Origin of the sequence: Nostoc sp. CALU 1950 (assembly GCF_051172895.1) — a bacterium.
In the GTDB taxonomy this organism is placed as follows: Bacteria; Cyanobacteriota; Cyanobacteriia; order Cyanobacteriales; family Nostocaceae; genus Nostoc; species Nostoc edaphicum_A.
In genome coordinates, this window is the sequence record NZ_JBDNJQ010000108.1 from 16,445 (window position 1) to 28,478 (window position 12,034).

The 12,034-nt window shown below is 41.4% G+C and carries 10 protein-coding genes; 2 read left to right on the forward strand and 8 right to left on the reverse strand.

The annotated features are described in order from the left end of the window. Positions 1 to 34: 34 nt before the first annotated feature. The gene (locus ABF638_RS25000) at positions 35 to 640 is read right to left on the reverse strand and encodes a hypothetical protein (RefSeq protein WP_435025614.1); all 606 of its coding nucleotides are present in this window, start codon (positions 638 to 640) and stop codon (positions 35 to 37) included. 245 nt (positions 641 to 885) lie between these two features. Between ABF638_RS25000 and ABF638_RS25005 the strand changes: the two genes are divergently transcribed. Further along, complete coding sequence (locus ABF638_RS25005; RefSeq protein ID WP_435025615.1) at positions 886 to 1,317, forward strand: biotin carboxylase; 432 nt, start codon at positions 886 to 888, stop codon at positions 1,315 to 1,317. Positions 1,318 to 1,442: 125 nt separating this feature from the next. On the opposite strand, the gene ABF638_RS25010 is transcribed toward ABF638_RS25005, so the two are convergent. The 3 genes from ABF638_RS25010 to upp all read right to left on the reverse strand — a co-directional run bounded on the left by ABF638_RS25010 (position 1,443) and on the right by upp (position 2,928). Further along, positions 1,443 to 1,721, reverse strand: a complete 279-nt coding sequence (locus ABF638_RS25010; RefSeq protein WP_069070457.1) for a YggT family protein — start codon at positions 1,719 to 1,721, stop codon at positions 1,443 to 1,445. A 127-nt stretch (positions 1,722 to 1,848) separates the two neighbouring features. Continuing rightward, positions 1,849 to 2,202 carry a hypothetical protein gene (locus ABF638_RS25015; RefSeq protein ID WP_181932781.1) on the reverse strand — a complete coding sequence of 118 codons (354 nt, stop codon included), beginning with the start codon at positions 2,200 to 2,202 and terminating at the stop codon, positions 1,849 to 1,851. Between the two features lie 75 nt (positions 2,203 to 2,277). Beyond that, on the reverse strand, positions 2,278 to 2,928 hold the full coding sequence (gene upp, locus ABF638_RS25020) for a uracil phosphoribosyltransferase (protein ID WP_181928036.1): 651 nt from the start codon (positions 2,926 to 2,928) through the stop codon (positions 2,278 to 2,280). Positions 2,929 to 3,267: 339 nt separating this feature from the next. On the opposite strand from upp, the gene crtH reads away from it, so the two are divergent. Beyond that, positions 3,268 to 4,758, forward strand: a complete 1,491-nt coding sequence (gene crtH / locus ABF638_RS25025) for a carotenoid isomerase (protein ID WP_435025616.1) — start codon at positions 3,268 to 3,270, stop codon at positions 4,756 to 4,758. A 172-nt stretch (positions 4,759 to 4,930) separates the two neighbouring features. Here crtH and ABF638_RS25030 read toward each other — a convergent pair whose 3' ends face one another. From ABF638_RS25030 to ABF638_RS25045, 4 genes are all read right to left on the reverse strand, one after another. Next, positions 4,931 to 6,445 carry an aminotransferase class I/II-fold pyridoxal phosphate-dependent enzyme gene (locus ABF638_RS25030; RefSeq protein WP_435025617.1) on the reverse strand — a complete coding sequence of 505 codons (1,515 nt, stop codon included), beginning with the start codon at positions 6,443 to 6,445 and terminating at the stop codon, positions 4,931 to 4,933. 209 nt (positions 6,446 to 6,654) lie between these two features. After that, a complete protein-coding gene (locus ABF638_RS25035) occupies positions 6,655 to 9,597 on the reverse strand; it encodes an AAA family ATPase (RefSeq protein ID WP_435025618.1) in 2,943 nt (980 codons plus the stop codon). 38 nt (positions 9,598 to 9,635) lie between these two features. Beyond that, positions 9,636 to 11,219, reverse strand: coding sequence for a trypsin-like peptidase domain-containing protein (locus ABF638_RS25040; RefSeq protein ID WP_435025619.1), 1,584 nt, complete (start codon positions 11,217 to 11,219; stop codon positions 9,636 to 9,638). Between the two features lie 60 nt (positions 11,220 to 11,279). Further along, the gene (locus ABF638_RS25045) at positions 11,280 to 11,591 is read right to left on the reverse strand and encodes a CU044_2847 family protein (RefSeq protein ID WP_435025620.1); all 312 of its coding nucleotides are present in this window, start codon (positions 11,589 to 11,591) and stop codon (positions 11,280 to 11,282) included. Positions 11,592 to 12,034 lie beyond the last annotated feature (443 nt).

The following is a 12,034-nucleotide window of genomic DNA, read 5'->3' on the forward strand; positions in this document are numbered from 1 at the left end:
GGATTTTATCCATCAATTATTTATTGAGAGACTACTATTTTTGAGGCCAGCGCCAGTTATAACGATTCCATTCGTAGATGCCTTGAATTTCATACTCAGCGCCGTTGAAGAAGCGGACGACGCAATTAGTAGAGGAATCATCGCTAATTTCTTCGACCTGAATCACCATACAGGGGAACCATTCGCGCTGACAAGGGCCATCTTCTTGCACCCATTCCCATAGTGCATTGGAAACTTCAATGCGATCGCCTACTCTTAACTTTAATGCATCCTCAAAATAATAATACTTATCAAAATGGCATGACTCAACACGATTCAGCCACTGTAAACCATAGCGTTGGCGAATGAATTGTACCGTTCCAGAGTCATTTTCTAGCAACCAGTCGTTGAGTAATTGCACTTTCCAAGTGCGGTCGCGTTGTTCTTCATTCTTAACAAACTGTAAAAATGCTTCTAGCTCCTCTGGGGTAAGTTCGTCTAAGGGATTAGCAATATTCGACGTCCCAGAGGTAGAATTTCCCTGAATTTGCTCGACCACTTGCAGTAATATCTGTTTCTGCGCGTCAGTGAGAGGACAGCTTGCGACATCACAACGATTAAAGGCTGCGAGCATAGCTGCTTCAATCTCATCTGGAGTCATAATTTAATAGCAATTGAGGGTTTATTTCCCTAATTATTACAAAAGTTAAATTCAAGTCTCCAATAGACTTCTTGCAGAAGTGGGGAAAAGGGAAAGGGGGAAAGGGAAAGTTCCATCTTTTTCCCCTTTCCCTACCTCTTGCAAAAGGAACTTTTACAAGAGGTCTAATTACCCTGTAGTTAAATTCAAGGTAAGCTGAGGTTGTAAGTTACATATTATTTGTAAATTAAGTCACGGGGTCTTTTATGCGGTTGCGTTCACTCACGGTCGTTTTTATTTCCTGTCTCATCACCTTTCTATCGTGGGTGATTATTCCCCCAGCTGTAGCCCTGACACAGATTAAACTATTTGATGTCTCTTATAAAGATTGTCCACCAGAATTAGCAGAAGGGGCTGTTATCAGTAGTGGTAGCGCAGCAGCCAATTGTTTTATTGTCATTGGCAAAGCAGAAAATGGCACTAATAAAACAGTCTACGACGCAGATATTTTTGGACGCATCTATGATGCTAATAATGACTCGGTGATGCAAAACCGGACTCGCTTAGGTTCTATTACTGAGGTGCCACCAGGCATTAGCGATTTTGAATTAAGAATTTCTGTACCTGCTAATCAGCCGACTCCCTTGAAGCTAAAGCAGTTCAAGGCTGCTGGGTTTAGCGGTCAAGTGCGTAGATAATATAATACTCAGTCGTACAGAATTAATACTGAATTCTGACTCCTGAGTTCTGAATTCTTCTTATAAAAATTGTAGAGACGCCAATTGTGAAAGCGTCTCTACAAAAGTTTTTATTGGGGTACGAATCAAAATCCCTGGACGAATGGCAGACGAGTTAGGGTTCTCAGAAACTCTCCAGCTAAGTTGAGTGCTAAGAAAGCTAAAATCGGAGAAAAATCCATACCACCCAATGGGGGAATAATTGAGCGGAATAGATTCAGATAAGGGTCGGTTATCTGGGCTAAAGCGGCAAATGGCTGGTTATACCAGTTTATTGTCGGGAACCAGGTCAACAAAACCCGGATAATTAGCAAATAGCTATAAAAGGTGACAAAGGTTACTAGTGTCGTAATCAGTAAACTCATGGATAGCTGTGTTTCCTACTAAGTGTCAAACGCGGTCTTATCTTTTAATTTTAATTTAGTCCATGTCATGGTGTTTGCGGATTTCACGTTTACCACACTTGACACTTTCACCACGCCTGAACAAACTTCAGGAGTCTTTAGTGAGGGAACGGTCACTGGTTGCTTGGGATGAACCGCCATTCACATTCCCCAGTTGCTTCCGCACTTCATCAATTGTGGCATTTAGCTGGGCAATTTTATCTTCTAGCGATCGCCTGGCCGTTTCTATGCCGATGCTCTCACTTTCTGAGGCTTTCATCTGACGCCGCTTTGCTGCTATTCTCTTAGCTTCGGCTTGGCTATCTGTCAGTTCTATTTCCTCCTCACCTAGCAATTCTGGCTCGCGTCGAGAAGCAATCAATGCTCCGATAACACCGCCAAATACGCCACCGACAAATGCCCCTGCTATAAAACCACTACCAAAACCATCTCGCTGACTCATATCTTTACCGCCTTCAACAAACCTTGCAACTTTTACAGTAGTTATGCTATTTTCCTGCCCTAGCTGCATACTAGCTTAAGTCCCAAAGATGCGATCGCCTGCATCTCCCAATCCCGGTACAATATACCCCTGGTTATTCAGTTTTTCGTCAATAGTAGCGGTGTAAATTATTAAACCTGGATAAGCTTCACTCAATTTTTGCAAAGCTGGTGGAGCCGCCACTACACACACAATCCGCATCAGGGTTGGATCAGCACCCCGTTGTGTCAATTCTGCCATTGCTGCCATGATCGACCCTCCTGTTGCCAACATTGGATCGGTAATTAACACTCGTGTTTGGGGGTCAAATTTTTCTGGTAACTTGTTCAGATAACAATGAGGTTGCAGTGTCTCTTCGTCTCGCGCCAAGCCAAGATGGTAAATAGATGCTAAAGGTAATAAAGTCTGCGCTCCCTCAAGTAATCCTAGTCCAGCCCGCAGAATCGGCACTACTGCCATAGGCACTTGCGGATCAATCACCGTTGCCGGACAGGTATCTAAGGGACTCTGCACTGCTATTTCTTGAGTCGGTAACCAATCTCGCGCAGCTTCATAAGTCAGCCATCTTCCCAACTCAGTCATGGCACTGCGAAATAATACTGAAGGTGTGCCTGCATCACGGGCAACTGCTAGCCAGTGTTTGATCAGGGGATGGGGTGGAACATAAACGCGCAATTGTAGCGTCATAGCCAGAAACAAGCGCCTTTTTATTGTATAAGAACTGAAACACCATAATACTCTTTCCTGCATTAGGCTGACAGCTAAAAATTAACACTCTCAATTTTATTGATAAAGTTTTTCATTAGCAGTTGACATAAATTCTCAATCAAGGCTATATTGTTATACAGTGTTCTCCTCTCTTTTAAGGATCGGCAGACGGGATTAGCCAGCAGCAGCAGGCTCGTCCCTCTTTTTTTTTGATTAGTCATTGGTCATTGGTCATTGGTAAATATTGATTGACTCTAGACAAATAACAAAGGACAAATAACAAAAGACAAATAACAAAAGACAAAGGACAAATGACAAATGACTAATGACGCGATCGTAATTGGGTCTGGGATTGGCGGATTAGTAACAGCGACCCAGTTAGCAGCGAAGGGAGCGAAAGTGCTGGTACTGGAACGTTATTTGATCCCAGGTGGTAGCGCTGGTTATTTTGAACGCCAAGGCTATCGATTTGATGTTGGCGCATCAATGATTTTTGGACTGGGACAGAATGGTACTACCAACTTACTCACCCGTGCATTATCAAGTGTAAATGTCAGCCAAGAAGCGATCGCAGATCCGGTGCAGATTCACTATCATCTACCCCAAGGTTTAAACTTGAAGGTTGACCGGGTTTATGAAAAATTTTTGCAAAATCTTACTGCTCATTTTCCCCATGAAGAACAGGGGATTCGTCGCTTTTATGACGAATGCCAAAAAGTATTCAAGTGTCTCAACAGCATGGATTTGCTGTCGCTAGAAGAACCTCGGTATCTACTACGAGTCTTTTTCCAGCATCCTTTGGCATGTCTCGGTTTAGCTAAGTATCTGCCCCAAAATGCCGGAGACGTGGCGCGGCGCTACATCAAAGACCCGCAATTATTGAAATTTATCGATATGGAATGTTATTGCTGGTCGGTGGTTCCATCAGATATGACACCAATGATTAATGCTGGGATGGTCTTTTCTGACAGGCATTATGGCGGAGTTAACTATCCCAAAGGCGGAGTGGGACAAATTGCCCAAAAACTGGTGGAAGGTCTAGAGAAGGCTGGGGGTAAGATTCAGTACCAAGCTAGAGTCACGAAAATTCTCACAGAACAGGGAAAAGCGGTAGGTGTACAACTGGCTAATGGTAAGGTCTATCGGGGTAAACGCATAGTTTCAAATGCTACACGCTGGGATACATTTGAACAATTATTACCAGCAGAAGCAATGCCATATAATGAGAAAAAATGGCAACAAAATTATCAAAAATCTCCAAGCTTCTTGAGTTTACACATCGGAGTAAAGGAGTCAGTTTTACCTGCGGGGACAGAGTGTCACCATATTTTGCTGGAAGATTGGGAAAAGATGACAGCAGCAGAAGGCACAGTTTTTGTTTCAATTCCCACATTGCTTGACCCAGATTTAGCACCAAATGGATATCATATAATTCATGCCTTCACGCCTCATTGGATTGATGATTGGCAAAAACTTTCTGTGAGTGAGTACGAAGCGAAGAAAGAAGAGGCGGCTTGGCGAATTATTGACCGCCTAGAGAAGATTTTTCCAGGTTTAGATGCTGGATTGGATTATCTGGAAGTGGGGACACCGCGCACCCATCAGCGCTTTTTGGGTCGTAAAGATGGCACTTATGGGCCAATTCCCCGGCGCAAGTTGTGGGGTTTATTAAATATGCCGTTTAATCGCACAGCTATTCCAGGACTTTATTGTGTAGGGGATAGCACCTTTCCGGGTCAAGGGTTGAATGCAGTAGCTTTTTCTGGGTTTGCTTGTGCCCATCGCATTGCTGTAGATTTAGGATTTTAACGTAAATCAATCAAGTTAGAAACTTCCAATAAATGAAAAAGAATTCAGAAGTCAGGAGTCAGAATCAAATACAGAATTCTGAATCCAGAAAGAATTCTGTTCGATAAATTATTAAATCATGTAGTGTGGGCATCATGCCAATGGTGTGAAGTTAAGAAAAGGAGTTAGGAGGTTATTTCACAACTTTCAAAGTTTTTAGACTAGTATCAGCACAACCACTAATAAATCCCCCCATTGTCTGGATTTGTTGCAGGTAATCAAGGATGGATTTTGTGATAACTTCTCCCGGCATTAATAAGGGAATTCCTGGAGGATAGGGACAGACAATTTCGCTACAGATGCGTTTATTTGTCTGTGTCAAAGGTAGTATTTCACTAACAGCAAAAAAGGCTTCACGGGGAGAACAACATAAAGCGTGAGTCTGTGTAGTGAAAAGATCCTGCCAAAGATCGCTTTTAATAGTCAAATTGGTTCGACGATATTTTTCGGCAAGAGTGGTAAAACCTTGCACCAGTTGCTCAATATCATCTGGGGTGTTGCCCAAACTAATAATAAAGGTGAGATGTTCCAGTGAGGCGAATTCAGCGGTGACATCTAATTTTTCATCAAGAATTTCATCTGCCTCAAATCCGGTTAAACCTAAACCAGAAACAGTGACAGTTAATCGCGTTTTGTCTAAAGCTATAAAGCTGGGATATCCTCTCAGCCCACCTCTAGAAGAAGATCCCCCCAACCCCCCTTGAGAAGGGGGGCTAAGAATCTGTAAGACAGATAATCCAGGAATTTGACTGATTCTGGTTCTAGCTTCGTCAGCAAGTTGTAAGGTGCGAGACATCAACATTTTTCCGTGGAGTGCCATTTGCTGACGCGCTGCATCTAGAGAAGCTAAAAGTAAATAACTAGGACTAGTAGATTGTACAAGCTGCAAAGCTTTACTGATGCGATCGCAATCTATCCTCTTACCTTGGACGTGCAGCATCGATGCTTGTGTCATTGCACCAAGTACTTTGTGGATGGATTGTACAGTTAAATCGGCACCTGCGGCTAAAGCTGGAGTGGGTAATTCGGGATGAAAGGCAAAGTGTGCGCCGTGGGCCTCATCTACAAGTAGAGGGATATTGTATTGATGTGTGATGTTAGCGATCGCACTCAAATCTCCACAAACGCCGTAATATGTTGGATAAACTGTCAATACTGCTTTAGCGTCTGGATGTTGTTGGAGTGCAGCTTGCACAGCTTCAGGTGTAATACTGTGGGCAATATCTAAAACTGAGTCATATTCAGGATTTAGAAAAATTGGTATTGCACCTGAGAGAATTAAACCAGCGATCGCAGAAGAATGCACATTGCGAGGCAGAATTATTTTATCCCCCATGCCACAGGTAGCGAGAATTGCCGCTTCGATCCCACAGGTAGAACCATTGACAAGGAACCATGTTTGTGAAGCGCCAAATGCTTCAGCCGCGAGTTGTTGTGCTTCTTGAATAACGCCTTGGGGCGCAAAGAGATTATCTAAATCTGCTAATTCGGTTAAATCAGCACGAAAGACAGCTTTACCAAATAAGTCAGCCAAGAATTGAGAAATTCCCTCACCTTGTTTATGTCCTGGGGTGTAAAAAGGCGCATGGGGTCTTGCTGCATTGGCTTTTAAGGCATCTAATAAAGGTGTTTGATTTTGATTGAGCATTAAAATAAAACAAAGCGTTAATGATAAACCAGGAGTCAGAATACAGAATTCAGAATACTCTACCCATAAAGGGATAGAGTTTTAAGGCGAAAATATTTTAATTTTTTTCGCCCACTAGGAGCGAGGTTTTAACCAATATTCGTCACCGACTCGTATAGAATTCATACTGAATTCTGACTCCTGAGTTCTGAATTCTTCTTATAAAATAATTAGCTTCTTACTGCACGCTCTCTCACCCATTGTTTTAACAGAGGAATTTCAAAATCATATCCTCCATTGATTTTGTGTAAAATATGATAACGCAACAAGCGGGTTAATACCTTTTCAGCAATTTCAGTAGTTATAGGTAATAAAATATCTGTCTTGGCAACTTGTAATAATAATTCTTGACCAATTACCATTTCTTCTGGTGTAGTTCCTGTAAATTCTGTCCAAATATTTGTAAAATAAGGCTGACCAGAAGTAAATGCGTCATTAATAGAAGCTTGCAAGAGTTCAGCAGTAATAAAATCAGTATGGTTAAAGTTAGCTTGATTCACCATTGATGCGCCCAATAATTGTAGGCAGTATGGGTGACAATTGGAAAGCCTTAATACTTCGTTTACAATACCTGGAGCGTAACGTAGTGTAAAAGCTGGATCTGGATTAAGCAGTAAGTCCTCAGCTTCCTTAGGTTCAAGATAAAGCATTTCTATCGGGACAACGCTGATAAAATAGCTACTCCAATTCGGGCCTAATTCCTCTAAAGTTTGCACCCCAGAAAAGAGAAAACCGAGTTGTTCATAATGTTGAATTAAGTGGCGTAGTTGGTCAAATAGACGTAAAGTTATTTGACCGTTTTGGATGGCGGTACCGATTTTTTCAAATTCATCAACGTTGAGAAGGATGCGCCGTTCTCCGATTTGGGCAAATGCTTCATCGAACCAATCTTCTAAGGTGGTATAGGGACTTACCTGAAAATCGGTGCGTTTAGGAATGTTTGGTAATTGAACGCCTTGACTTTTGCAGTCTTTATGAATTGCACGGACTAAGCCAAAGCAAAAGTCAGATTCGCTGGTGGTAATGGCGGAACTTTGCATATCCACAAATACGGGGAGGATATCACTGGGAAGCAAGCGGGGAAAGTTATACAAAAAGGAAGTTTTACCACAGCGACGGGGGCCATGCAGCACAAGGGTAGGTCGGTCACGGTCTAAAACTCGACGAACAATTTCATTGGCAAATCTCTGACGACCTTTAAACAAGTTTTTTTGCTCAAGTCGCACCGGATTTCCATATTGGAACGGGTTGATTAGTTCGCCTTGAGAGAGTTTGCGTTGTTCATTTTGTTCCAGTTCAATAACCTTTTCCCAATGTTCCAGTACAGGTGTCCAGCGTTTGATGGCTTCGTTTTTAAGTCCCAGAGAGGGTAATTGGGATTGCAATCGAACAACCTTGTCATTGATTTTTTCTAATCCTCGTTCTCGTAGGGCTATATTTTCATTTTCGAGTGCAGATTGAATATCTTGAATAATAGTTTGCAAGCGAGGGAGAAGGATAGAAAGTTCAGGTTTAACCTTTGGCAAAGGTGTTTCTGGAGTGGGGGTATCGCTGTCAGAATCGAGGTGATAGAAGGGGGAAATCAGGAAGGGTAATATGGGATGGTTTGAGTTGGCAGTAAAGATTAGTTCTGGAATACTTTGAATTTGCTTGAGTTGGTCGGCAATAATTTGTGGTAAGGCATTTTGCAGGGTTATTTGAAATCCTGGTAAGGAAAAAGTTTGGGTATATTGAAAGATTCTTAAGGCTTGTTGAGGGCTTTCACTAAATTTAGAAACAAGAAGTTGAGCGTGATTAGGTAAAGGTATCCACAGGAGTTCGCTAGTGTAAGGAGGTAATTGAAAAAGTATTTTTTTTGTTTGACGACGTGACCGCCTAATTGTTGAATTTGAAAATCTTAAAAGTTTTAGTAAATAATCAGAAAATGTATAATAATCACCTAAAGAGCTGATTAAGTTAAAACTAAAGCTATAATCAGGAAATATTCTGTAATAGCTGACTAAGGTTACAGGGATAATTAATGCTGAAAGCCATCCTAAATTTTGGGCAGAAAGAGCTATTAAAATCACTGTAGTGATGATAAAAACTCTGTTGTCTTTTGCTGGTGCAAGAGCAAAAGCGATTAAACTTGCAACGACCGAAAACCAAGTAAGCGGTAAAGTAGCAACTCCCGCCACGACTCCCGCCACGACTCCCGCCACGACTCCCGCCACGATTACCGCCACGACTAGCGCCACGACTCCCGCCACGATTACCGCCACGCCTCGCTCCACGCCTCGCTCCACGACTAGCGCCACGACTACCGCCACGACTCCCGCCACGACTACCGCCACGCTTTCCGCCACGACTCCCGCGACTCCCTCCACGCTTTCCGTCACGGCTCCCGCCACGACTACCGCCACGACTACTGCCACGACTAGCGCCACGAATACCGCCACGCCTGCTGCCACGCTTCCCGCATTATAACTATCGGTAATATTTTCTGTTGACAAAAATAAGATAAAGCCTGTCATCCCACTGGTTAACAATAGAAACCACCAGTTTTCAGTTGCTAACCATGCACTTAACATCACACTGATTGTTACCCCTATCACCATCACATTACGAGCAAGGGAAAGATGTTCTTTTTCTAACTGTTGCACCACTAACCAAACAGTTAATGATAAAGATACTACCAAAACTGCAAGACCTACTACCATTTGAGGTAAAGGAGGTAAAACTTTAATAGCTTCTATTAAGCCCTTTAACCAGCTATCAGGCTGATTTAATACAACTATCAACCACAATAAAGGGATAACTAGTCCTAAAGGTAAAAATAAAACTCCTGTCGTATAAGCAATTAACATTACACAAGGTAACTGTAGCCAATCCAACAATTGATTGCGCTCAATCAGTCTTAAAATAAGAGGGATGTTAAAAATAAATAATAGTAATAAATACTGACAAATAAATTGTAAGTTTCCGAAAACTAAAATCTCAAAAAACCTTGTGTTTAGTCTGCGTCCATCTGTTTCTTTTTGAGGCGACCATTCCTTCATTCGGTGCTGAAGCCTTGAAGGACAAAACATTGCCCACCAAAATAGTTCCCAAGTTTCTCGCAAAAACAGCAACATTTTTTATATTTAATGTCTGATTTTTTTAGCTTATTACTTTATCTTTGACCTTTCACAAACTCTGCAAATACACTGCTAAATAAACCCCCATTCTTCCGTAATAACCCATGACGCTGAAGCCTATCTACAATTGCCAGATCAGCAATAGGTAAATTACTCTCTCCCAACTCATAATGCAATGCTAAACGTTCACCTTTGGTTAAATCTTTCCAAAGTTCTTCAAAACGAGGCTTTGCTTGAAACTTAAACTCATTTTTAGCTATTTCTTGATTCTTATTTTGCCACAACATTGCGCCCGCCATCTGCACATAATAAGGCAACCCTCCTGCTAACTCATCTACCCATTGTAATACCGCAGAATTAGGCAGAAATTCTTTCTGTCCTTTCTGGATGATGCTTTGCCAAGGTTCCTCCTCTAAGGCCCCTACAATAGTAGTACTGAAAATATTGGCAAAGGGAGAACCCAGACTCAAAGTTTCGTAAACTTCATTAAGAGGGCGTTTGCTGGCAATTACCATTGTTAATAAACCCGCAGAAGCCTTAGAACGCCAATCTTCTCCCCAATCCTGAAACAATTCCAATCTATCTTTTTTACTAGCAATGGCTTCAAACTCATCCAATAAAATAATTAAACGATACCCTTCATCTACTAACACCTGTAATCCATCTTCCACTGCAAAGCCATCTTCATTATCTTCCTTTGACCAAGGAAAATTCCCTGTTAGTTTGTGAATCCCTCGCCTTAAGCCTTCAATAATCCCCTCTGGAGTATGAAAATTCTTACTCGTTAAATCTAAGAAAACAACTAAAGGCTTTTGTTCTGGCGAACAAAATTCGCTGATTCTTTCTCTGATATATCGCAATAGAGAAGTTTTTCCATTGCGCCGCAATCCTACCAAATTGACACATTGAGGACTAATTGCGCCGATGCGGTTTTTAATCTCTAAAATCTCTTTTCTCCGTCCGTAAAAACGTTGTGGAGGAACAGGAAGACCATATTCAAATGGATTATAAACTTTGGGCTTTGGCTGATGAAATTGTTTATTAAGTGAGGCAATTTCAGGAAACTGTTGCACAATAACTTGAGCCGAAACTGCACGCCCACCTAAATCGTTACCCTCATCACGGGAAAGATGCACAACTCCACAAACTTTACCTGTGAGTAAATTTAGCAAAGGCGATCCACTAAAGCCTGAGATAACTTGCCCTTGCTTTAACTTATAGAGAATAATATCCTGTTTAAAACTTATTCCTTCATATTTAAAGCTTGCTGAATCCCCCTGCGAATAATCAACTTCGCTATTCTTGGGATAACCGAAAATATATAAGTCATCGTTGGTATTGGGTTCTGTATCATCCAATTCAACACAGGGATGATCCAAACAATCCTCGTACAGTTGTAAAAGGGCTAAATCAAGGGGATATTTGTATGATTGCGTAACTTTAGCTGTGTAATTCTGGTTTCCTGCTTTCCAGAATACTTGCACAGGGTTATCTTTTGCAGATTCGACTACATGGGCGCAGGTGAGAATCCAATTCGGTGCAACAAAAAAACCAGTTCCTTGACTACTGGCAACATTTAAACGCACTGTACAGCGTTGTAAATCGTCTTCGTTACCCATTAATTGCTCTCACGTAGCATCTTTGTAAAAAGATTACCACAACTGTAAGACAATCAACTATTATTTACCCCATTCCATCGCAATTTCCAGGTTAGCTGTGCCTGTTCCTTTCACAATTAAAGCGGTTAGTTGTCCTGACTCAACTCCAATTTGTAAACCTAATTTGACACTAAATTTATCTGGTTTGACTGTCTCGCTAATATCTTTTAATGAACCTGCGACATCTTCAGCAATAGATTTAATAATTTCTGTCGCTTGTTTAAAAACTCTGGTTTCATCAGAAACAGGTTGTTCTCCTATAGGCGTAACCTCTACTTTAATTATTTTGCCGTCAGAAAGTTCAAAGGAAATAATTTTGGTTCTATCTGCCATACTTTATTTTTTATGTTGATTTTTAGTGCAAGGATCTTCCTAAATGATGGGAAAAATATATGGTATCATTACATTTTTTGGGCGCGATTAATTTAAATTTGGCAAGAATTAATAATATGTTACACGTTACTTTAATAATTTCATTTTTTGAAAGGTTTCAGAACTTTATAAGCAGTAATTACAGCCTAAGTATTTTATATAGCGGTTCTTGGTTGAGTTAGGTACAATAACCCCACCCCCAACTCCTCTCGAAAACCAAAGCTGTCTCATTCGCTTAAAGGCTCAAAAAATACTTGTGTTCTGAACGAAAGTCTTTGTGTTCTGAACAAAAGTCCTCGTGTTCTGAACGAAAGTCCTTGTGTTCTGAACGAAAGTCCTCGTGTTCTGGACGAAAGTCCTCGTGTTCTGAACGAAAGTCCTCGTGTTCTGAACGAAAGTCCTCG

Coding starts and splice junctions, on each gene's coding strand:
- ABF638_RS25030 (WP_435025617.1), bottom strand. CDS start 6,445: ATGCTCAATCAAAATCAAACACCTTTATTAGATGCCTTAAAAGCCAAT.
- ABF638_RS25015 (WP_181932781.1), bottom strand. CDS start 2,202: ATGAGTCAGCGAGATGGTTTTGGTAGTGGTTTTATAGCAGGGGCATTT.
- ABF638_RS25010 (WP_069070457.1), bottom strand. CDS start 1,721: ATGAGTTTACTGATTACGACACTAGTAACCTTTGTCACCTTTTATAGC.
- ABF638_RS25005 (WP_435025615.1), top strand. CDS start 886: ATGCGGTTGCGTTCACTCACGGTCGTTTTTATTTCCTGTCTCATCACC.
- crtH (WP_435025616.1), top strand. CDS start 3,268: ATGACTAATGACGCGATCGTAATTGGGTCTGGGATTGGCGGATTAGTA.
- ABF638_RS25040 (WP_435025619.1), bottom strand. CDS start 11,219: ATGGGTAACGAAGACGATTTACAACGCTGTACAGTGCGTTTAAATGTT.
- ABF638_RS25000 (WP_435025614.1), bottom strand. CDS start 640: ATGACTCCAGATGAGATTGAAGCAGCTATGCTCGCAGCCTTTAATCGT.
- ABF638_RS25035 (WP_435025618.1), bottom strand. CDS start 9,597: ATGTTGCTGTTTTTGCGAGAAACTTGGGAACTATTTTGGTGGGCAATG.
- ABF638_RS25045 (WP_435025620.1), bottom strand. CDS start 11,591: ATGGCAGATAGAACCAAAATTATTTCCTTTGAACTTTCTGACGGCAAA.
- upp (WP_181928036.1), bottom strand. CDS start 2,928: ATGACGCTACAATTGCGCGTTTATGTTCCACCCCATCCCCTGATCAAA.